Here is a 20,014-nt window from a genome sequence, read left to right on the forward strand (position 1 = left end):
GGGCGCCGCCGCCGTGCCGGCGCTCAGGCGTCGCGCTTGGCGAAGACGAACCAGCCGATGAGTAGCGGGACGACGGCCCAGGCGGCGAAGACCAAGACGGCTTGGCTGTGCTCGAGGAAGTATTGGCCGGCTTCTGAACTCCCCCATCCCAGCGGCGTGAGCTGGAAGGGGTCGGATACGGCGGTGCTGACTGTGTTAGGCAGGACGCCCATGATCTTTGCGGCCCAGTCCCACTGCTGGGCCATGATCTGCAGGGGCAGGTTGATGACGAACAGGAGCACGGTGACAACGGTGATGGAACCGGCGGTGGAGCGCAGGAGAAAGCCGAGTCCCAGGGTCATCAGGGCGATTCCGGCGTAGGCCAGACCCGTGCCCCAGATGAAGCCGAGGTAGTGGGAGTCCGTCAGGGATCCCGCGTGCTCGCCCAGGAAGGGGGCGGAGATGGCCCAGGACAGGAAGATGGACAGGCTCCCCAGGAGGAAGGCGACCACGGAGGTCACGAGTGCCTTGGCCCATAGCAGGCGGCCGCGGTGGGGGACGGCGGCCAGGGAGGAGCGGATCTGTCCCGAGGAGTACTCGCCGGTGATCACCAGCGCGGCCAGGACCGCCACCACGATCTGCCCGAAGGTGGCGCCGAGGGTGATGTTGTAACGGGCCATGTCCTCGTAGCCCTCGATCCGTCCGAATCCGATGGTCGCGCCCGCGCTGAAGAGCACTGTGATGGCGACGGTGAGGAAAGAGGTGACCCAGGTCGAGCGCAGGGAGCAGATCTTGATCCACTCCGACCTGATGGCGTGAAGAATGGTCTGGCGCCCCTGGATGCGGCGGCGGGAGGAGCGGGAGGCGCTCCTGGCGGTCCGAGAGGCCGCCGGGTGTGGACTGGCAGGTGCTGCTGTGGTCATGATGAGGCCTTTTCGTGAGCGTGTGTGCGGAGTCTGGAGGTGTCGGTCAGCGGGCGGGGCGGTGTCAGGCCATCCGGTGTCCGGGTGCGCCCGGAGTCGGGCTCTGGGCGGGCTGTCCGGCGGAGTCGGCATGTGAGGCGCCGTCGGTGCGGTACTCCACGGAGTTGCTGGTCAGGGTCATGTAGGCGTCTTCAAGGCTGGCGCGAATGGTGGTGAGCTCATGCAGGACGATGCCGGCCGAGGCGGCGGCCTCGCCGATGGTGGCGGCGTTGGCGGCGGTGGTCTCCAGGACGCCGGGGGCCACGGCCGTGGTGGTCAGCTTGTGGTGGGCCAGCAGTTCGGCGAGCTGAGTCGCCTGGGGGGAGGCCACGCGGACCTTGTCGGTGGTGGCCGAGGCGATGACGCTGTCGACCGGGCCCTGAGTGAGGATTCGGCCCCGCCCGATCACCAGGAGATGGTCGGCGGTCTGGGACATCTCGCTCATGAGGTGGGAGGAGATGAAGACGGTGCGGCCCTCGTCGGCCAGACGGCGGCAGGTCTGGCGCACCCAGATGACGCCCTCGGGGTCCAGGCCGTTGACGGGCTCGTCGAACAGGAGGGTCTGCGGGTCTCCCAGGAGGGCCGCTGCCATGCCCAGGCGCTGGCCCATTCCCAGGGAGAAGCCCTTGACGCGCTTCTTGGCCACGTCCGTCAATCCGGTGATCTCCAGGACCTCGTCCACCCGCTTGACCGGGATGCCGTTGGAGACGGCCAGCTGCCGGAGGTGGGCGCGGGCCGAGCGCGAGCCGTGCAGACCCTTGGCATCCAGCAGGGCGCCGACCTCGCACAGAGGCGCCGTCAGCTTCCGGTAGGGGCGGCCATTGACCTTGACCGATCCCGTCGTCGGCTTGTCCAGCCCCATGATCATGCGCATGGTGGTGGACTTCCCGGCGCCGTTGGGGCCGAGGAAGCCGGTGACGGTGCCGGGCTCGACGGTGAAGGAAATGTGGTCGACGGCGACCTTGTCGCCGTACTGTTTGGTCAGGTTGACGGCCTCAATCATGGGGAATCACTCTTCCTTAGGGCCTGAGTACGTTCGCTGAGGGGCAGTGCCCCGGAGTGATTCCAGGTTAGGAGCGAGCCGGATGCCGCTCATCGGCCCGGGTGACGAACCGTTACGGGTGGTGGGCTCCTTCTGAAGGATGAGGCGGCTCGTCATATCGGCCGTGCCAGTTCCGATCCCGAGCTGCAGGCCAGGCCGGCCTGCCGACGACGGTGAAGATTGTTCTCGTGATCCCTGCGGCTCCTCGGAATCTCGGGCACGATATGAGTGTTATGAGTCATGAATGCTGTACCGGTGTCGGAAGGCCCCGGTGCCGGCCGACATCCACCTTCGTCACCGTCTGAGAGGACACCGCCTTGAGCAATCCATTCTTCTCTCGCAGCGCGGCCTTCAACGGCCGCGGCTCCGTCGCCGCACCTCCACAGTCGATGACGCCCAACGGCTACCCGACAATGCCCGGGTACCAGCCCGGCCAACCCAGCCAGGCCGGCTACGGCCAGCCCAGCCAGCCCGGCTACGGTATCGGCACCAGTACCGCTTACGGCGCGGGCTACGGCCAGGGCTATGGCCGGCCCGCTCAGGTCTCTGCCGAGCAGGTCGCCGATCTGGAGAGCCAGTACGGCGCGCCGAGCGCCACCAATGTCGACCGCGGACGCATGACGTATGACGACGTCATCGTGCGCACCGCCGGCATGTTCGCCATCATCCTCGGCGTGGGAGCCGTGGTCTGGCGGCTCGCCACCAACCCGGCCACGATGGGCTACGGCTACCTCGCCATGCTCGTCGGCTGTATCGGTGCCCTCGTCCTGGGGCTCGTCAACTCCTTCAAGCGGGAGCCCAGCCCCGTCCTCATCATGGCCTACGCGGTCTTCGAGGGCGCCATGCTCGGGGCGTTCTCCGGGGTCATGGAGTTCGTGTACCCCGGCATCGTGATGCAGGCGATGATCGCCACCGCGGCGACCTTCATCGTCATGCTGTGCGCCTACAAGTTCGCCGGCTTTCGCGTCTCGGGCAGGGTGGCGCGCATTTTCGTGATCGCCATGTGCGGCTACCTGCTGTTCAGCGTGGTCAACTTCGGCCTCATGATCACGGGTGTCTCAACCGATCCGTGGGGTCTGCGCGGTGTGGAGGTCTTCGGGATTCCCCTGGGACTGATCGTCGGCCTCCTGGCCGTGGTCATGGCGTCCGTCAGCCTCGCCATGGACTTCGAGGCCATCCAGCGGGGCGTTGAGCGGGGTCTGCCGACGAAGTACGCCTGGTCGGGCGCCTTCGGGCTCGTGCTGACCATCGTGTGGCTCTACGTCGAGTTCCTCCGCATCCTGGCCATCCTGCGCGACAACTGACACTGACGCAGAAACAGGCGCAGAGCTGAACTGAGCTGAGCCGTCGCGGGCCGTCGCGGGTCCCGGGCGGCTCAGCTCAGTTCGCGCTGGGCCGAGGGCCGCGGCGCCGACAGCCGGACCGCCTCACGTAGGCTCCGAGGCATGATCAACACCAACATGCCCTCCGTCGAGGGCGCCAAGGGCACCAAGCCCGCGCTCACCTTCCCCGGGACCGACGCCCCCGAGGGGCTTCAGGTCCAGGTCCTCGACGCCGGCGACGGCAAGGTGGTCGAGGCCGGCGACACCATCGTCGCCCACTACTTGGGTCAGGTCTGGAACGGCGACGTCTTCGACAACTCCTACGATCGCGGCCAGCCGCTCGACTTCCAGGTCGGCGTCGGCATGGTCATCCGCGGCTGGGACGACGCTCTTGTCGGCCAGCGCGTCGGCTCCCGTCTGCTGCTGTCCATCCCCTCCGAGCTCGGCTACGGCGACCGCGGCGTTCCGCAGGCCGGCATCAGGGGCGGGGACACTCTCGTCTTCGTCACCGAGATCCTCGGCGTCATCTGAGGTCTGATCGCGCAATCGCCTGAGTCGCCTCGTGCCGCTGCACAGCGGCGTCGAGGAGAGTCGCCGGAGAGGGCCGCGCCCTCACCGCCTCCCTCATGGGAGCAGCGGTGAGGGCGCGGCTCAGTTCATCGGCCGTTGCGGCGCCTGCTCCTTCGCCCATGATGCTGACGGCGCAGGTGCCGCCGGACGGAGCAGGGGCGCTCCAGGGGTGAAGCCGGTGTGAGGCGCCGCATGCGGAATCGGCTGCTGCAGGGCTCTTGCGGCTCAGGCGCGGCGCGCTCGCCTGAGTGCTGCGGTGCCCGCCACGGCCAGGAGCGAGGCAACGCCGAGAACACCCATGGTCCCGACACCGGTCTTGGCCAGGCCGCCGGGCGCGCCCGCCTTGGGGGTGCTCCGGCCGGGGTCGCCCATGGAGGAGGCGCTCGGGTCGGTGCCCTGCCCGGGGTCCGACGACGAGGTCGGCGCGGTGGTGCTGGTGGTCGACGACGATGCGGATGACGACGCCGACGGCGAGACTGAAGGCGACGCCGACGGCTCAGCCGTGGCGCTGGGCGAGGCTGTGGCGCTGGGCGATGCCGGCGGCGCCGGGGTCGGGTCGGCGGCGGCCATGGTGGTGATGCGGAAGGACGGGGCGGTCACCGGCACGCCGTCCACGACGATCTCCGGGGTGTGGGTGGCCTCCTCGCCATTGCCCGCAGGAGCCTGACGGGTCACCGGTACCGAAGCCGTCCAAGTCCCATTCTCCACCGTGCCGGTCACGGCCTCCCCGTCAACCGTGACCGTGGGAGGCGTGGCCGGCGCATCGGGGGCGGCTGGGGCGGGCGGCGTCTGCGAGTCCAGCGTCCAGGCCGCCAGGACCTCCCCGCCGAAATTGCCGCGGCGGAAGGCGGTCAGGGTCGTGCCGCCGTCGGGAATCGTGCAGGTCACGGTTGTCTCCTCGCCGGGATTCAGCTTCTGCTCCTCGGGAGAACAGGTCCCGCCGTCCAGCTCCGTGCCGGTGGCATCGGTGATGTGGAAGCGCATGTCAGCGGGATTCGCGAACAGGCCCTCGTTGTTCTTCACGGTCAGGGAGGCCCGGCGCGGTGAATCGGGGGAGGCCTGCGAGGGGACGGCGACCTGGTAGTTCCGGGTGACGGTGCTGCCCGGTTCCACATCCAGGGCATCGGCCGGGGAGTCCGTCAGCGTGGCCGTTGCGTCGCCCCAGACGGCGTCAGGGGCGGGTTGGACGTCCGTGTAGGAGGCTGAGACGGTGCCGAAGTGGCCGGTGCCCATGCACATGAAGCCGCTTCCGGCGCACGTGAGGATCGGCTGATCCGCGGCGGCAGTGGGGGCCAGCAGGGCGCTCCCGGCAACAAGGGCGACTGCGCCGGCCGCAGTGAGGTGGCGAATGAGGGGACGGCGGTGTCTCATGAATGGGATCCTCTCGGAAGGCGGGAGAAGGGCTAGGTGAGGCCACCCTAACCATGATGTGGGCCGGGCGAATCTTAGGTCGATGGGATGCCTCACGGCGGCGAGGGGGGCGGTGGATCGGCCCGAATCGGGGTTTCCGGGTCAGGGCTCACCGGCTCCTGAATCAGTGGTCCCTGGCCAAGGTGGCGGTTCCATGCCAGAGCGCTGTCCTGCCGGATGTGCCAGATGAGGAGTCCCCTGCGCGCGACCGGAAGAGCCCTCCATCGCGATCGCCCCCACGCTGGGGCCAACGAGTCCCCTGCGCGCGACCGGAAGAGCCGCGTCCTGCGGGCGAGGTATCCAAGGTATCGAGGTAGTCTGGTCGCGGCGCAACTGCGCCACACCCGGTTGCACGAATTGCACGGTCCGGAGGAAGTCCGGATGACGCCGCTGGGACCGTGAGCGGCCCCGAGTCCGCAAGGGCGAGCGATAACAGCGATAACCAGGCGTTCGTCACCCACGGCATGAGGGTTCATCGCCGCTGCCGTTGGGACTCCAGCTGCCGCCGGGTGCGATTACTCGCACCCGAAGGAGTTCTCAGTGCCCTCGTCATCCTCGTCGTCCCGGCTTCCAAGCGCTCCGCCCCTGCCGACTGTCTCGGCCCGGTTCACCATCTTCTTCGATGGGCAGTTCTGGGTCGGTGTCCTCGAGCACAGCAGTGGGGCCGACGGCGGCGGCACCGCTGGAGGGGCTGCTGATGGGGGCGCGGTACGCGCCGTTCGCGCCTCCAAGCACGTGTTCGGTGCGGAGCCCAGCGATATGGAGGTGCATGCCTTCCTCCTCGCCCATGGCGGCGACCTCATCGACAGTGTCGAGGGCTCGACGCCAGTGACTGCCGCCGGCCGCGCCGGCGGTGCCGGACCCGTTGGCCCTGCGGTCAATCCCAAGCGCGCCGCCCGTCAGGCGGCCAAGGAGGCGGCCCGTTCCCGCCCTTCCACTGCAGCCCAAGCGGCGCTCGCGGCCTCCCGCCAGGAGCAGTCGGCCCGGGCGAAGCAGGAACGGGGACGGCGCCGCCGCCGGCAGGCGGATGAGGCCTGGGCCCGGCGCCGAGAACGGGCCAAGCGCCGCCATCGTGGGCGTTGATCGGGGCGAACCGTATACCGGGGATGGGCGGTCAGCCCTGGCGAGTCCCGTATGTGATGCCGGTTTCCTGCGGTGTTTGGTTGTTGTGTTGGGGCGTGGACCGTGGCGCGGGTGGGCGTTGTGGGTCCCAGATTCTTGGCCACCACTCACCGGGAGCGCCCCCGCGATGCCCGCTGGAGCAAGGATGTGTCCAAAACGGAGGGGATCAACGCTCCAGCCGACCCGGCATCCCACAGGAAATGGCGCGATGACCTGCATCGTCAGAATCGGCGCAGCCGCTCCGGGGATAGATCCCCTCCGTTTTGGACATCCTGGCCGAAATTTCTCTCGCCCGGGCTTGATGGCAGTGGCGCAAGGCGGACGTTGCGCAATTGCCGCTCATCCCATGCGCAGGCGCGCCGGTTCCGCGGCGCACGTGCGGGATACCACGGTGCTGTGCCTCACTATTGGCCTCACTATTGCTGTGGAGTCCTTTTCTTCCGTATCTGCCGCATCTGCCGCCCTGATACCGCCTCGCCATCCCCGCCTCTGTGCTCCGGAGCCTTTAACGACAGGTGCTGGCGGCCCGGCCGTCCCCGGCGGGCGCACCGGATGGTTGCCCCCTCGGCCCCTGCCACGGGTGTGTGGGCGGATCGCGGCGCGTCGCAGCCCGGCGCCGCAGACTACGCTTGGGCCGACACGGCGTCGTGAAGCGTCGGCCTCCTCTGCGGTCGGCTCCTGCGACGCTGTTCCCCGTCAGCACGTCCGCAAAGGATCGCCATGCCGCAGTACCGCAGCGCCACCTCCACCACCGGCCGCAATATGGCCGGCGCCCGCGCCCTGTGGCGCGCCACTGGCGTCAAGGACTCCGATTTCGGCAAACCGATCATTGCGATCGCCAATTCTTTCACCCAGTTCGTGCCCGGGCACGTGGGCCTGCGCGACGTCGGCCGCCTCGTGGCCACGCAGATCGAGGCCGCCGGCGGCATTGCCAAGGAGTTCAACACCATCGCCGTGGACGACGGCATCGCCATGGGCCACGACGGCATGCTCTACTCCCTGCCCAGCCGGGACCTGATCGCCGACTCCGTGGAGTACATGGTCTCCGCGCACTGCGCCGACGCTCTGGTGTGCATCTCCAACTGCGACAAGATCACCCCGGGCATGCTCATGGCCTCCATGCGCCTGAACATCCCCACCATCTTCGTCTCCGGCGGGCCGATGGAGTCGGGCAAGATGGTCGCCGCCGACGGCGCCACCCGCAAGCTCGACCTCATCGACGCCATGATGGACGCCGCCGACCCCACCGTGGCCGACGAGACCATCAGTGCCATCGAGCGCCTGGCCTGCCCGACCTGCGGCTCCTGCTCCGGCATGTTCACCGCGAACTCCATGAACTGCCTCACCGAGGCTCTCGGGCTGGCGCTGCCGATGAACGGCTCCCTGCTGGCCACGCACGCGGACCGCGGCGAGCTGTTCCAGGAGGTGGGACGACAGATCGTCGAGATCACCAGGGCCTACTACGAGCAGGAGGACGCCACTGTCCTGCCGCGCTCCATCGCCACCAAGGCGGCCTTCGAGAACGCCATGAGCCTGGACATCGCCATGGGCGGGTCCACCAACACCGTCCTTCACCTGCTGGCCGCGGCCCAGGAGGCGAAGGTCGACTTCACCATGGCGGACATCGATCGTCTCTCCCGCAAGGTGCCACATCTGGCCAAGGTGGCGCCCTCGACGAACCTTTACCACATTGAGGACGTCCATCGCGCCGGCGGGATCATGGGGCTTCTCGGCGAACTCGACCGCTGCGGCCTGCTGGACACCACGACGTCCACCGTGCTGCGGGGCACGCTGGCCGATTCCCTGGCCGCCTACGACATCGCGCGCCCCGGCGCCGACGGCGTGCCCGGCTCGGAGATCTCCGAGGCGGTTCGCACCCGCTACCTCGCCGCCCCCGCGGGCGTGCGCACCACCACCATGTTCGGCCAGGCCTCGCGCTGGGACTCCCTGGACACCGATCGTGAGGCGGGCTGCATACGCGACATGGCGCACGCCTACTCCGCCGACGGAGGACTGGCGGTGCTGTTCGGCAACATCGCGGAGAAGGGCTGCATCGTCAAGACCGCGGGCGTGGACGCCTCGATCCTGACCTTCGCGGGTCCCGCCGTCGTCTTCGAGTCTCAGGACACCGCTGTCGAGGGTATCCTCAGCAAGAAGGTCAAGTCCGGCGACGTCGTCATCATCAACCACGAGGGTCCGCGCGGCGGTCCGGGCATGCAGGAGATGCTGTATCCGACCACGTACATCAAGTCCATGCACCTGGGCAAGGAGTGCGCGCTGCTGACCGACGGCCGCTTCTCCGGGGGCACCTCGGGGCTGTCCATCGGCCACGTCTCCCCGGAGGCGGCCGCCGGCGGGCTCATCGGTCTGGTGCGCGACGGCGACCGCATCGAGATCGACATCCCGCAGCGCCGTATCGAGCTCATGGTCGATGACGACGAGATCGCCCGCCGCCGTGCAGAGGAGGAGGCCCGCGGGAGCGACGCGTGGTCGCCGCACGCTCCGCGCCCCCGCAGGATCAGTGCTGCGCTGCGCGCCTACGCCATGCTGGCCACGAGTGCCGACGTCGGCGCGGTGCGCGACCTGTCCAAGTTGCCGCGGTACTGACGGCGTTCGTCCATCGCGGAGGTTGAGAGCCGAGGATGAGAGCCGGCGAGCCCGACGAGCGCTGAGAAATGGCGTCGTCGTGCAGAATTCTTATTCGCCTTTGGGCGTAGCGCTGATTTTAAACCTCCAGTATGGACAACAGAGGCACCGGTCCTGGTTTTAGCGGGGGGAGTGTCGGATGATGAGCCAGCCGCGACCCAGGGGGCGCTCGAGAAGGAGGACGGTGTCATCGAAGTCCCATTCCCAGGGGTTGGTAATGCTGTTGGCGTCGACGTCCTCTAGGTCCTTATTCTCCGGCCGTACTGTCGGGTAACGTTCAATGATTTCGCCATTTAAACCGATGTGTGTGGTGACGTAGGTGCGGATGTTGGTGTCGGTGGCGGTGAAGGCGATGATGTAACCCCAGCCGCCGGGGTATGAGGCGGCGAAGTTGGTGGCGGGGCTGACGGAGGTGACCTCGGCGTCCTGGGGCAGCTCGCGGCCTTTGCCGATGGCGAGGATATCGTCGAGGTGATCCATATCGGCCGGGTAGGGCGCGTCCGGCTGGACACTGGCAGTGCCGGTCGCCTGAGCAGTCTGAGATGTACGGGCAGCGGTAGATGAGCTGCCTGGGTCCGGCAGACCGCACCCAGCAGCAGTGGCAGCAGCCAGTATGAGAGCTGTGCTGGTTGCTGTGCGCCGTGCGAGTGCGTGCCTGCTGCTTATCATGGGCTGGTTCTAGTGGTTTTAGCGAGTGGAGCCGCGGATGATGAGCCAGCCGCGGCCCAGGGGGCGTTCGAGGAGAAGTATGGCGTCCCCGAAGTTGGTGTTCCAGGGGTTGGTGATGCTGTTGAGGTCGACGTCCTCTAGGTCCTTATTCTCCGGCCGTACTGTCGGGTAACGTTCAATGATTTCGCCATTTAAACCGATGTGTGTGGTGACGTAGGTGCGGATGTTGGTGTCGGTGGCGGTGAAGGCGATGATGTAGCCCCAGCCGTTTGGGACTCGTGTGGCGAAGTTGGTGGCGGGGCTGACGGAGGTGATTTCGGCGTCTTGGGGCAGTGTGTGGCCGTCGCCGCTGGCGAGGATATCGTCCAGGTGGTCCATGTCGGCCGGGTAGGGTGCGTCCGGCTGGACGCTGGCGGTGCCGGTCGCCTGAGCAGTCTGAGATGTACGGGCAGCGGTAGATGAGTTGTCGGGGCGTGGCAGACCGCACCCCGTTATAGCAGTCAGGGTCAGGACTGCGCTGACCGCACCAGCTGCCGTACGCCACATGAATTCGTGTCTTGTTCTCATGGTGGGCCCTCTCCGTGCTGGACCGAGGACTCGCCCACCAGGTCGTATTCCTGGGCGAGGCCGGCCTGGTGCAGCTCCTGGAGCTGCTTGTCCGTTATTGGCACGCCGACGATGTCTGTGGATTTGGTTCCGTCCCAGTTGTAGCGGTCGGCGGTGTGGACGCGGTAGTCGTACTTGTACGTCCACTCGGGGTTGTCGTCCGACGGCGGGTAGACGGTGATGGTGCCGTCCGTAGCGGCTTTGTAATTGCCCGTGGCGTAGAACCAGTTCGGTTGCGTGCTCTGGTTGGTGTACTCCTGACTCCACGCGGTGGTGAAGGGGTAGGTCATCGGCCCGGTCGCGCCCGATTCCTGCGACTTTGTCACCGCCTGCCCCGCCATTTCCTTAACAGCGTTCTCCGAGTTGCCGGATAGTTGGGGGAGGTCGGTGAGCATTTTGTCGACGTTCATGCTTTGCGGGTCGCCGGTGTTGCCGAGGTAGTGATGCAGGTTCTCCGCGGCGTCCGGCCACCAGGGGGAGAATCCATCGGCGGCGAGGGTGGCGGCCTCGTGGTTGGCGTAGTCCCCCAGGGTCGGGCTCCGCTGGGCGTATGGGCCTGATCCCTCGTTGTCGGAGTCGCCCTGGTACTGCCAGGGCTTCACTCCGGGCATGTCCGCGTGCTCACCGGGAACCCCATCGCCGAGCCAATCATCCTGGTTGTTGGCATCCCCGCCGCCGTTGTGCTGTCCACCGTTGCGCAGGCGGCCACCGCGAGAGTTACGAGCAGCAGTGTCTCGCCCTTGCTGAGAACGGGTTGGTGCAGGCTGGTTGGGGTTGGGTGGTGTTGGCGAGGGCCCGGGTTGGGGGTTCGGTGTGGCGATATCGGCCAGGGCGCTGGCGTAGGTCTGATCGACCTCGTTGGCGTGGGTCAGGGTGGTTGAGACCATTTGCTCGAGTTCGGCGGCCTGCGCCTGGATCTGCTCGGCCGTCAGTCCGGCGAGCCCGGCAGCCGCTCCGGCGCCGGCCCCGCTCGCGCCTGCCGCCTCGCCCGCGGTCGGGTCGGCGTCTGCGTTGGTGGCGGGGTGTGTGGAGACTGTGCCGTCGGGGTGGAGGGTGATCATGGGGTGGGCGTCGGCATAGTCGAGGGCGGCCAGGACCTTCTTCTCCACCGCGGCCACGCCCGCGGAGGCCTCGAAGGTGGCTCTGGTCAGGCAGGCGACCTGGTCGTGGAACTCACCATGGGATGCGGTGTAGCGGCCCAGGGCGGCGCGCGCCGCATCCACGCCCAGGGCCTGCGAGATGATCTGCGTACCCGCGCATTGCGCATCCTGTTTCAGGTCGGCCACGGTGGTGCCCACGGATCTCAGCGACTCACCGGCCTCTTCCAGCGGCCCGTGACGCCAGGTGCGTACGTCGGTCCAGGTGACCATGGCTCAGTCCAGCCCTTTCGCATGCGCCCAGCCTGTTGCCTGCCCCGCTACTGCGCCGATAGTGGGCGTGGCGGCGGCTACAGCCCCGTCATTGCTGCGGTGAATGGCCACCAGATTGCGAACTCCACTGCCCACGCCTCCGTATTGACCGCCCAAAGCGGCCTTGGCCCCGTCCAGGCCGGCAGCAACCGCTCCCACCAGCCCCGAGCTCACCGATCCGGGCATCGCCGAGGCGGCTCCACTCACCGCCCCAGCGGCATCAAGACCAGTGACTCCATCACGCACCGCATCGATCCGGCCCGCCAAACTTTCAAGATCACCATGAACAATACGGATATCCGCCACTGCGGACCTCCTCGCATAGGGAAACAGGGAAAAATGCACAAGAAAATTGGGAACATCAGGCGTCAAACATGTGCTCATTGACAGGTAAATGATGCCGTTTTCGTCTCCCGCCTGTCCATGCTCGCATCACAGAATGAGACAGGCGAGGCCGGTCGTCACCGCGGCGCCACGCCCACGGCTGCCCGGGCCATCTCGCACCTCTTCCTCCAGAACCAATCATCTAGGGTTGGGCCCGTGAATGAGCCCGTCACCGCTGCCCCCTGGGATTCCGCCCAGTATTTGCGCGCCATCCTGCGCGCCCCCGTCTATGAGGCCGCCGAGCACACGCCCCTGCAGGAGATGCCCGCCCTGTCCGCGCGCCTCGGCAGCACCGTGGAGGTCAAGCGCGAGGACCTCCAGGCAGTCCACTCCTTCAAGATCCGCGGCGCCTACAACGCCATGCGCTCCCTGACCGAAACCCAGCGCGCCCGCGGCGTGGTGACCGCCTCGGCGGGCAACCACGCCCAGGGAGTCGCGCGCAGCGCCGCGATCCTGGGTATCCGGGCCACTATCGTCATGCCCACCGTCACCCCGCGCATCAAGGTCGACGCCGTGCGCTCGCTGGGGGGAGAGGTCCGCCTGGTCGGAGAGAACTTCGACGCCGCCAAGGCCGAGGCCCAGCGCCTGTCCACCGCCGAGGGGCTGACCTTCATCGCCCCGTTCGACGACCCGCGGGTGATCGCCGGTCAGGGCACCATCGGGCTGGAGATGATTCAGCAGGACGCCGAGCTCGACCGCGTCTTCGTGCCCGTGGGCGGCGGCGGTCTGGCTGCGGGGATCGCCGTCCTGATCAAGCAGCTCATGCCCGATGTCGCCGTCATCGGCGTCGAGCACGAGGAGTCCGCCTGCCTGGCGACAGCTCTCGACGCCTCCGGGCCGGTCACTCTCGAGCGCGTCGGCCTGTTCGCCGAGGGCGTCGCCGTGCGCCGGATCGGCGATGAGACCTTCCGCCTGTGCTCGGCCCTCCTCGACGACGTCATCACCGTCTCCTCCGACGAGACCTCCGCCGCCGTGCGCGACCTCTTCGAGGATCTGCGCGCCGTGCCCGAGCCCAGCGGCGCCATCGCCCTGGCGGGTCTGAAGAAGTACGTCGCCGCCCACCGCCTGGAGGGGGAGCGACTGGCCTGCGTGCTCTCGGGGGCGAACCTCAACTTCCACCAGTTGCGCTACATCTCCGAGCGCAGCGAGATCGGCGAGCAGCGCGAGGCGATCCTCGGCGTGACCATTCCCGAGGTCCAGGGGGAGTTCCTCCGCTTCGCCTCGGTGCTGGGCGGGCGGGCCGTCACCGAGTTCAACTACCGGGTCTCCGCCTCGGCCCCTCCCGGGTCGCCGGCGCGCATCTTCGTGGGTGTGCGGCTCACCCGTGGGCGCGAGGAGCGCGCTGAGATCGTGCGCGACCTGGAGGCCGTGGGCTACAGCGTCGTCGACCTGACCGACGACGAGCTCGCCAAGGTCCATGTGCGCTCCATGATCGGCGGACGCGCCCCCAAGGGGCTGGCCGAACGGCTCTTCAGCGTTGCGTTCCCCGAGGCCCCCGGTGCGCTCATGCGCTTCCTGGAGGTGCTCGGCACCCGCTGGAATGTCACGCTGTTCCACTACCGCACCGATGGCGCCGACTACGGGCGCATCCTGACGGCTTTCGAGGCGGGCCCCGACGACCGCGAGCTCACCGAGCATATGGACCGCCTCGGATATGCCTACCACGAGGAGACCGACGACCCCTCGGCCCGTTTCTTCCTCGCACGGTGAGTGTCCTGGTGTCGGCGCCGCTGCTCGCTCCGCCCCCTTCGCCGCCTTCGAGTGCTCGCGGGGACGTTCCGGGGATGGTGGGGCGCCGGCCGCATCGTCCATGTGAGACGATTCATCGACATGTAGCGCGCCTTCATGGGACTGAGGGCCTAATGTAATTCACAAGTCAATAACCGGTGTGCCGCTCGCGCGACCGGTCCCGCATCGATTCCTTGGAGGAACCATGACCCGTCTTGCCGTCATCACCGGCTCTGTCCGTCCCAACCGCGTCGGCTCCGGCGTCGCCCGCTGGGTCGCCGAGAAGGCGAGCACCGTCGAGGGGGTCGAGGCCGAGGTCCTCGAGCTCGCCGACTTCGATCTTCCGGTCTTCGCCGAGGAAGTGCCCCCGATGATGGCCGCCCCGAAGGACCCGGCCTCTGTGGCGTGGAACGAGGCCCTGGCCCGCTTCGACGCCTACATCTTCGTCACCCCCGAGTACAACCGCTCCGTTCCGGGCGCCCTGAAGAACGCGATCGACTTCATCGTCCCGTCCGTGCTCGCGAACAAGGCCGTCGGCCTGGTCGGTTACTCCTACCATGGTGGGCTGCGTGCGATCGAGCATCTGCGGGGCGTCCTGGTCAACTTCACCACCGGCGTCGTGGGGAATCAGGTCACCCTGTCCATGGCCACCGACTTCGACAAGGGCGCCTTCACGCCCGCGGCCTACCACGACGGCGAGGTTCCCGCGATGGTGGAGGCCATCGTCAATCAGGATCGGGCGCTCGCCGCCCTGCGCTGAGCGCTTGGACGCTCTCCGGCAGGGCGGCCTCCGGCCCGCTCTTCCGGGAGGCGTCGCCGGTGCGGCGGCAGCCCGGAAGGTCCGGCAGGCCCGGAAGGCGGGGCGACCGCCTCGGTCTCAGGCCAGGTCGAGACTCCGGTAGCGGTTGACCGCACCGGCGACGTCCACCATGCGCGGGCGCACGAAGAAGGCCGGGCGCTCATGGGCCCCGGCCAGTGCGTCCAGCCCCTCGTCGTTCAGCAGCGCGTCCAGGTCCTCCAGGCACTGCGCCAGTGGGGAGACCCCGTCGAAGCGCTGCTCCAGCAGGGCTCGCAATGCGTGGGCGATCGCCTCGGTCTGCCCGGGGTCCACGATGCCGGACACGTCGGCGACGTCGATCTCCTCGCGGTCCAGCTGAATCTGGTCCAGGCCGCGCGAGCGCGTGCGGATCGGCCCGCGCCGCTCGCGCGGGGGCGAGGGCAGCGGCCTGCGCGGATTCGCCGTCGGCCATTGCGGCAGGGCAGTGGTCTTACGCGGCTGGGAGGCCACGACGGCGGCTGCCTGCTCGGTGGCGTCGTGCAGCTCGTAGGAGTCCATGAGCAGGACCCGATCGGCCACATCCAGGTAGTCGCCCGAGCCTCCCATCACCATGACTGTGGAGACGCCGGCGGCCGCCAGCGCCCCGATGCGGTCGACGAAAGGTGTGATCGGTTCGCGCTCATCAGCCACGAGAGTGCGCATGCGGGCGTCGCGGATGAGCAGATTGGTCGCCGAGGTGTCCTCGTCCAGCAGCAGGGCGGTCGCTCCCGCCTCGATCGCCTCAATGATCGAGGCGGCCTGCGAGGTTGAGCCCGAGGCGTTCTTGGAGGTGAAGGCCGCGGTGTCCCGCCCGCCCGGCAGATGCGAGATGAAGGGCGACAGGTCGACGCCGGTGACCGCCCGACCGTCCGCGGCGCGCACCTTGACCGCGTCGGGCACGGTGGCCACCAGCTCGCGACCGTCCCCGGGCACATGCGGGTAGACGCCCCGCTCCACAGCATTCAGCAGTGTTGATTTGCCGTGGTAGCCCCCGCCCACGATGACGGTGACCCCCGCCCCGATGACGGTGCCGCGTACCCGTCCGGCATGCGGCAGGACGACGTCGGCGGCCAGCGACTCCGGGGCCTGCAGAGGCACGGCGCCCGAGCGCATGGGCTCGTCGCTCACTCCTGAGCGACGCGGCAGCAGAGCGCCGTCGGCGAGGAAGGAGACCCAGCCGTTGGAGCGGACGGCATCGGTCAGTGCTCGATGGTCCTCGAGTGCGGACACGTGGGCGAGCAGCCGCTCGGCCCGCTCGCCGGTCAGGTCCAGGGCGGCGTCGAGCGCGCGGGGCAGGTCGCGCGAGACGATGCGGGCGGCCTCGTGGCCCTGGATGGAGCGGCCGCGCGCGGGCAGCGCCATGCGGGCGCGCACCTGAAGCGTCCAGTCTCCCGATGACGTCCCGTCCTCTGGTCCCTCGGGCAGGACGACGACGGCGGAGCGCTCCAGGATCTCCTGACCCGGAGCGGCGATGGACAGGTTGGTGCCCTTGAAGCCCGCATGCAGCTCGCGCGTGAGGAAGTCTCGCACCGCCAGACGGCGATCCTCGGTCGCCAGGAGCTCGCGATCCTCCAGGATTTCCAGGCCGGGCAGGTCGGCCGGGATCTCCAGGCGGATGCGAGTCGGAGGGGCGTAGGGGTCGGGCTGGACGCGGTCGACATGCAGCACCCAGCCGTCGGGCGCCTCGTAGCGGCCCACGATCGCCTTGTACGCCGCGTAGGAGCGGTCATCCAGAGCGTGAAGGTGTCCCACGAGGTCAGACAGGGAGCCATCGCGCGGCTCGTCGTCGTAGACCCGACGCGCTCGGCCCCCGCGCCTGTCGCCGGAGCGTCCTCCATAGCGTCTGCGGGAGCCGTCCCGACGGGTCCGACCGTATCCGTTGTCACTCATGCCCCGATCTTGGCACACCCCGGCCCTCTGCTCTTCACCGAGATCGGTCGCAACCCGCGTCGAGATCGGTCCGGTTCCGCGTCGAGATCGGTCGTATTCCTTCCGCGTCGAGCGGCACTGGTGCCGTATCTGTATCTATGTCGATTCGCGACATTGATCTGGGCATGCCCGACGCACTGCCGTCGTGAGCCGATCCAGGCTCGCCGAGGCGATCGACCAGCGGTGCCAGAACAGCGTGCGATCCAGCCCTGCCAGCCCGGGCACGGCGACAAGTCCCGGATGATCGGCCAGTTGGCCGGCGGGCAGCATGCCCCAGCCCAGGCCCGCCTCGATGGCCGCGGCGAACCCTGCTGCCGTGGGGACGATGGCGCGCGGTGCGGTGGCGGGCAGGCCCGCTGCGCGCAGAGCGAGGTCCTGCAGGTCGTCGTCGGCGTCGAAGCGGACCACTGGCAGTGAGGAGGCCGTGACGCCGCCGGTGAGGAGGCCGGGCGCAATGACGGGGGAGTAGGAGACGGCTCCCAGGCGCTCCACTCGGCAGCCGGCCACGCGCGTGCCCGACGAGGACACGGCGCACATGACCTGGCCCGATCTCAGCAGCTCGGCGGTGTTGTTCTCGTCGGCCACGACCAGTCGGAGTCGGCAGTTCCATTCGGCGGCCTCGCGCAAGATCGCGGGGAACCAGGTGGCCAAGGAGTCGGCGTTGATGGCCACCGACAGCTCGATCTCCGTGGGACCCCTGGCTCCGACGGCGGCATGCGCTTCGGTCGGGTCATCGAGTGCGAGCTCAACCGCCATCTCTGCGGCGAGGAGTGCCTGCTGGCGGGCGTAGCGCAGTACCACTTCGCCGTCGGGCGTTGGTGCGGACGGTGAGCCGCGTTGCACGACGACGCGGCCGAGTGCGGACTCCAGGGCTCGGATCCGCTGACTGACCGCCGAGGTTGAAACCCCGAGACGACGGGCCGCCGCCTCGAAGGTACCGGTATCGGTGATGGCTTCTAGTGCAGCGAGCTGATCCGGATGCATGAAGGATGGCTTCACGGCATGAAGAATATCGCGCTGGCCTTCAAAAAGGCGTCGTCACTAGCCTCGGCGCATGATCATCGCACTGACTTCTTCGGCCACTGTCCATCCTGCCGCTGTATCCGCTACATCCGCTGTATCCATGCCGCTCAGCATGACTCCCGCGCTGACCGGTTTCGGCACCGGACTTGGACTTATCGTCGCCATTGGGGCGCAGAACGCCTGGGTGCTGCGGCAGGGGGTGCGCCGCGAGCACATCGGTCTGGTTATCGCGATCTGTGCCCTCAGTGACCTCGTGCTGATCTGCGTGGGAACCGGGGCGATTCGCCTTGTGACCGGCCTGGCCCCCTGGGTGCTCGAGGTGCTGCGCTGGGGCGGGGTGGTCTACCTGACAGCTTTCGCCCTGTCCTCATTCCGTTCTGCGCTGCGTCCTGGTGCCCTGGAGGAGTCGGCGGCGCGCCCGGCCGCGTCGGTCGCAGCGACGACACTGGCGCTGACCTGGCTCAACCCGCACGTCTACCTCGACACCGTCCTCATGCTCGGCACGGTGACCAACGACTTCGGACCGGCGCGATGGTGGGCGGCGGCCGGTGCCTGCGCGGCCTCCATCGTCTGGTTCACCGGGCTCGGTCTGGGCGCACGGGCCCTGTCGCGGCCGCTGTCGAGTCCGAGGACGTGGCGAGTGGTGGATGTGCTCGTCGGCTGCGTCATGCTCGGGGTCGCGGTGCACCTGGCCCTGGGCTCCTGAGGCCGGCGTCCGCGTCATGCCGGGGTCGGGCGTCCTCATCCCTGTGTCAGAGCCCGGAGCTCTCGTTCGCCGAGACGGACAGAAATGGTACGACGCCCATGTCGTTCCAGACGACGAAGGGCGCGGGGGCGCCCAGCAGTGCTTCTGCCCGGGCGGTGGCCTGTTTTACGGCGGCCAGATGGTGGTGTGCCGATGGGCTGGCCGCCAGTGCGGAGAGGAGTTCATCGGCGGCCCGCCAGCTGAAGGTGCTGCCCTCATCGCCCGCATAGCCCGCCCGCGATACCGGCATCCCGGACTCAGGCATGCGGCGTCTTCTCAGGTGGAAGGACATCGGTTTGGGCGGGCAGGTCCGCGACTCCCACCGGGCAGGTCACCCCGTTGGGGCCGTGGTTGCAATAGCCTCCCGGGTTCTTGTGCAGGTAGCCCTGGTGATAGCCCTCGGCCAAGTAGAAGGGGCCACCGAATTCGGCGTACAACTCGTCGGCCGGCCCGATCGTGGTCACGCAGGTTCCCAGCCCCAGGCGGGTCAATTCGCCTTGGAAGAGATCGCGGACCTCGTGAGCGGCGGCCGCTTGGGTGGGCGTCGTCGTCCACACCGCTGAGCGGTACTGGGTGCCGATGTCGTTGCCGTGCCGGTTCAGGTGCGTCGAGTCGTGGTTCTCCCAGAAGGTGCGCAGCAGCGCCTTGCCGTCCTCTCCGACGACGGCGGGGTCGTAGGCCACTCGCACGGCCTCGGCATGGCCGGTGGCCCCGGTGCAGACCTCCTGATAGGTCGGGTTCGGCGTGGTGCCGCCCATGTAGCCGACGGCGGTGGCGACGACACCGGGCCGGCGCCACATGATCCTCTCCACGCCCCAGAAGCAGCCGCCCGCCAGATAGATCACGTGAGTGCCCTCCGGCCAGGGGCCGTTCAACGGGGCGCCGAGAACGACGTGCTCACCGGGCTCCGGCAGCAGGCCGGCCTCGCGGCCGGGGATCGCGGTGCTGCGAGGGGGCATCGAGGATCGTGAGGTGGTCATGGCCCAACGCTACCGCTGGACATCGTGCGTCTGGAGTGCTGAGCCGTTCGCCGTCCGCTACTCGCGAGCGTTCGCCGTGAAAGCTGCTTGTGGGCTGCCGCAGCGAGTCGCCGCGGCAGCCCACAAGCAGCCGAATGCTTTGACAAAGCGAGCCCCACAGGCGTGATTGCCTCAGACCCTGGTGACGTCGACGATCTCCGCCTTGATCTCCTTGCCGGTAGGGGCGGCGTAGGTGACGGTCTCGCCGGCTCGGTGCCCCATGAGCGCCTTGCCGAGCGGTGCGTCGGGGGAGAAGACCTTGACGCCGTCGGGAACGTCTGCGGTGATCTCCTGCCCGCCGAGTGCGAAGCGCTGCTCCTTGCCGGCGACCTTCGCGGTCACGATCGTTCCGGCGGACACTGAGCCGTCGGAGGCGGCCTCGCCGATCTGGGCGTGCTCAAGCAGCTCGGTGAGCTGAATGATGCGAGCCTCGTTGAGTCCGGCCTCCTCGCGTGCAGCGTGATAACCCGCGTTCTCGCGCAGGTCGCCCTCCTGGCGGGCGGCCTCGACGCGCGCTGCGATTTCCTTGCGATCGGTATCCTTACGGCGTCGCAGCTCCTCGGTCAGACGATCGAAAGCGTCATGCGTGAGCCAGGTGCTCTGCTGCTCGGTAGTCTCCTCGGCCATGGATC

Annotated in this window: 19 protein-coding genes; 7 read left to right on the forward strand and 12 right to left on the reverse strand. The window is 68.3% G+C overall.

Features of this window, described 5'->3' with window-relative positions; genetic code table 11:
* Window positions 1-23: 23 nt before the first annotated feature.
* Both W5W_RS0111885 and W5W_RS0111890 read right to left on the reverse strand, forming a co-directional pair.
* Window positions 24-902, reverse strand: a complete 879-nt coding sequence (locus W5W_RS0111885) for an ABC-2 transporter permease (protein WP_008733574.1) — start codon at window positions 900-902, stop codon at window positions 24-26.
* A 64-nt stretch (window positions 903-966) separates the two neighbouring features.
* On the reverse strand, window positions 967-1,944 hold the full coding sequence (locus W5W_RS0111890) for an ABC transporter ATP-binding protein (protein ID WP_008733560.1): 978 nt from the start codon (window positions 1,942-1,944) through the stop codon (window positions 967-969).
* A gap of 356 nt (window positions 1,945-2,300) precedes the next feature.
* Between W5W_RS0111890 and W5W_RS0111895 the strand changes: the two genes are divergently transcribed.
* Window positions 2,301-3,287 (forward strand): Bax inhibitor-1/YccA family protein, encoded by a 987-nt coding sequence (locus W5W_RS0111895; RefSeq protein WP_017195543.1) that lies wholly within the window; start codon window positions 2,301-2,303, stop codon window positions 3,285-3,287.
* Between the two features lie 141 nt (window positions 3,288-3,428).
* The gene (locus W5W_RS0111900; RefSeq protein WP_017195544.1) at window positions 3,429-3,836 is read left to right on the forward strand and encodes an FKBP-type peptidyl-prolyl cis-trans isomerase; all 408 of its coding nucleotides are present in this window, start codon (window positions 3,429-3,431) and stop codon (window positions 3,834-3,836) included.
* A gap of 264 nt (window positions 3,837-4,100) precedes the next feature.
* Here W5W_RS0111900 and W5W_RS0111905 read toward each other — a convergent pair whose 3' ends face one another.
* A complete protein-coding gene (locus W5W_RS0111905) occupies window positions 4,101-5,246 on the reverse strand; it encodes a hypothetical protein (RefSeq protein WP_008733546.1) in 1,146 nt (381 codons plus the stop codon).
* 579 nt (window positions 5,247-5,825) lie between these two features.
* On the opposite strand from W5W_RS0111905, the gene W5W_RS0111910 reads away from it, so the two are divergent.
* The gene (locus W5W_RS0111910; RefSeq protein ID WP_017195545.1) at window positions 5,826-6,368 is read left to right on the forward strand and encodes a DUF2992 family protein; all 543 of its coding nucleotides are present in this window, start codon (window positions 5,826-5,828) and stop codon (window positions 6,366-6,368) included.
* Between the two features lie 759 nt (window positions 6,369-7,127).
* Complete coding sequence (gene ilvD / locus W5W_RS0111915; protein WP_008733552.1) at window positions 7,128-9,014, forward strand: dihydroxy-acid dehydratase; 1,887 nt, start codon at window positions 7,128-7,130, stop codon at window positions 9,012-9,014.
* Window positions 9,015-9,173: 159 nt separating this feature from the next.
* On the opposite strand, the gene W5W_RS0111920 is transcribed toward ilvD, so the two are convergent.
* The 4 genes from W5W_RS0111920 to W5W_RS15800 form a co-directional block, all read right to left on the reverse strand.
* Entirely contained in the window at window positions 9,174-9,533 is a 360-nt protein-coding gene (locus tag W5W_RS0111920; protein WP_017195546.1) for a hypothetical protein, read from the reverse strand.
* A 207-nt stretch (window positions 9,534-9,740) separates the two neighbouring features.
* On the reverse strand, window positions 9,741-10,100 hold the full coding sequence (locus tag W5W_RS0111925; RefSeq protein ID WP_017195547.1) for a hypothetical protein: 360 nt from the start codon (window positions 10,098-10,100) through the stop codon (window positions 9,741-9,743).
* Window positions 10,101-10,285: 185 nt separating this feature from the next.
* Complete coding sequence (locus W5W_RS0111930; protein ID WP_017195548.1) at window positions 10,286-11,698, reverse strand: hypothetical protein; 1,413 nt, start codon at window positions 11,696-11,698, stop codon at window positions 10,286-10,288.
* Between the two features lie 3 nt (window positions 11,699-11,701).
* Window positions 11,702-11,983: a hypothetical protein gene (locus W5W_RS15800; protein WP_238533339.1), complete on the reverse strand. Its 282-nt coding sequence runs from the start codon at window positions 11,981-11,983 to the stop codon at window positions 11,702-11,704.
* Between the two features lie 294 nt (window positions 11,984-12,277).
* Here W5W_RS15800 and ilvA point away from each other — a divergent pair, with 294 nt between their 5' ends.
* Window positions 12,278-13,831 (forward strand): threonine ammonia-lyase, biosynthetic, encoded by a 1,554-nt coding sequence (ilvA, locus tag W5W_RS0111940; RefSeq protein ID WP_029574296.1) that lies wholly within the window; start codon window positions 12,278-12,280, stop codon window positions 13,829-13,831.
* Window positions 13,832-14,054: 223 nt separating this feature from the next.
* Window positions 14,055-14,609 (forward strand): NADPH-dependent FMN reductase, encoded by a 555-nt coding sequence (locus W5W_RS0111945; RefSeq protein WP_017195550.1) that lies wholly within the window; start codon window positions 14,055-14,057, stop codon window positions 14,607-14,609.
* A gap of 117 nt (window positions 14,610-14,726) precedes the next feature.
* On the opposite strand, the gene W5W_RS0111950 is transcribed toward W5W_RS0111945, so the two are convergent.
* Together W5W_RS0111950 and W5W_RS0111955 are read right to left on the reverse strand one after the other, a co-directional pair.
* Window positions 14,727-16,556, reverse strand: coding sequence for an ABC-ATPase domain-containing protein (locus tag W5W_RS0111950; RefSeq protein ID WP_017195551.1), 1,830 nt, complete (start codon window positions 16,554-16,556; stop codon window positions 14,727-14,729).
* A gap of 135 nt (window positions 16,557-16,691) precedes the next feature.
* Window positions 16,692-17,594, reverse strand: coding sequence for an ArgP/LysG family DNA-binding transcriptional regulator (locus W5W_RS0111955; RefSeq protein ID WP_017195552.1), 903 nt, complete (start codon window positions 17,592-17,594; stop codon window positions 16,692-16,694).
* A gap of 55 nt (window positions 17,595-17,649) precedes the next feature.
* Between W5W_RS0111955 and W5W_RS0111960 the strand changes: the two genes are divergently transcribed.
* A complete protein-coding gene (locus tag W5W_RS0111960; protein ID WP_008730533.1) occupies window positions 17,650-18,324 on the forward strand; it encodes a LysE/ArgO family amino acid transporter in 675 nt (224 codons plus the stop codon).
* A gap of 46 nt (window positions 18,325-18,370) precedes the next feature.
* On the opposite strand, the gene W5W_RS0111965 is transcribed toward W5W_RS0111960, so the two are convergent.
* From W5W_RS0111965 to W5W_RS0111975, 3 genes are all read right to left on the reverse strand, one after another.
* A complete protein-coding gene (locus tag W5W_RS0111965) occupies window positions 18,371-18,628 on the reverse strand; it encodes a hypothetical protein (protein WP_017195553.1) in 258 nt (85 codons plus the stop codon).
* The gene (msrA, locus tag W5W_RS0111970; protein WP_008730538.1) at window positions 18,621-19,343 is read right to left on the reverse strand and encodes a peptide-methionine (S)-S-oxide reductase MsrA; all 723 of its coding nucleotides are present in this window, start codon (window positions 19,341-19,343) and stop codon (window positions 18,621-18,623) included. Before msrA ends, W5W_RS0111965 begins: the two co-directional genes overlap by 8 nt.
* Before the next feature lie 171 nt (window positions 19,344-19,514).
* Window positions 19,515-20,009, reverse strand: coding sequence for a GreA/GreB family elongation factor (locus W5W_RS0111975; protein WP_008730513.1), 495 nt, complete (start codon window positions 20,007-20,009; stop codon window positions 19,515-19,517).
* Window positions 20,010-20,014: the final 5 nt, after the last annotated feature.

This window comes from Actinomyces massiliensis 4401292 (assembly GCF_000269805.1).
GTDB lineage: Bacteria > Actinomycetota > Actinomycetes > Actinomycetales > Actinomycetaceae > Actinomyces > Actinomyces massiliensis.

Excerpts from the sequence above, each read along its gene's own strand:
- W5W_RS0111960 (WP_008730533.1), top strand. The coding sequence starts at position 17,650 with ATGATCATCGCACTGACTTCTTCGGCCACTGTCCATCCTGCCGCTGTA.
- W5W_RS0111890 (WP_008733560.1), bottom strand. The coding sequence starts at position 1,944 with ATGATTGAGGCCGTCAACCTGACCAAACAGTACGGCGACAAGGTCGCC.
- W5W_RS0111930 (WP_017195548.1), bottom strand. The coding sequence starts at position 11,698 with ATGGTCACCTGGACCGACGTACGCACCTGGCGTCACGGGCCGCTGGAA.
- W5W_RS0111905 (WP_008733546.1), bottom strand. The coding sequence starts at position 5,246 with ATGAGACACCGCCGTCCCCTCATTCGCCACCTCACTGCGGCCGGCGCA.
- W5W_RS0111920 (WP_017195546.1), bottom strand. The coding sequence starts at position 9,533 with ATGGATCACCTCGACGATATCCTCGCCATCGGCAAAGGCCGCGAGCTG.
- W5W_RS0111975 (WP_008730513.1), bottom strand. The coding sequence starts at position 20,009 with ATGGCCGAGGAGACTACCGAGCAGCAGAGCACCTGGCTCACGCATGAC.
- W5W_RS0111965 (WP_017195553.1), bottom strand. The coding sequence starts at position 18,628 with ATGCCTGAGTCCGGGATGCCGGTATCGCGGGCGGGCTATGCGGGCGAT.
- W5W_RS0111945 (WP_017195550.1), top strand. The coding sequence starts at position 14,055 with ATGACCCGTCTTGCCGTCATCACCGGCTCTGTCCGTCCCAACCGCGTC.
- W5W_RS0111900 (WP_017195544.1), top strand. The coding sequence starts at position 3,429 with ATGATCAACACCAACATGCCCTCCGTCGAGGGCGCCAAGGGCACCAAG.
- W5W_RS0111925 (WP_017195547.1), bottom strand. The coding sequence starts at position 10,100 with ATGGACCACCTGGACGATATCCTCGCCAGCGGCGACGGCCACACACTG.
- W5W_RS0111950 (WP_017195551.1), bottom strand. The coding sequence starts at position 16,556 with ATGAGTGACAACGGATACGGTCGGACCCGTCGGGACGGCTCCCGCAGA.
- ilvD (WP_008733552.1), top strand. The coding sequence starts at position 7,128 with ATGCCGCAGTACCGCAGCGCCACCTCCACCACCGGCCGCAATATGGCC.
- W5W_RS0111885 (WP_008733574.1), bottom strand. The coding sequence starts at position 902 with ATGACCACAGCAGCACCTGCCAGTCCACACCCGGCGGCCTCTCGGACC.
- msrA (WP_008730538.1), bottom strand. The coding sequence starts at position 19,343 with ATGACCACCTCACGATCCTCGATGCCCCCTCGCAGCACCGCGATCCCC.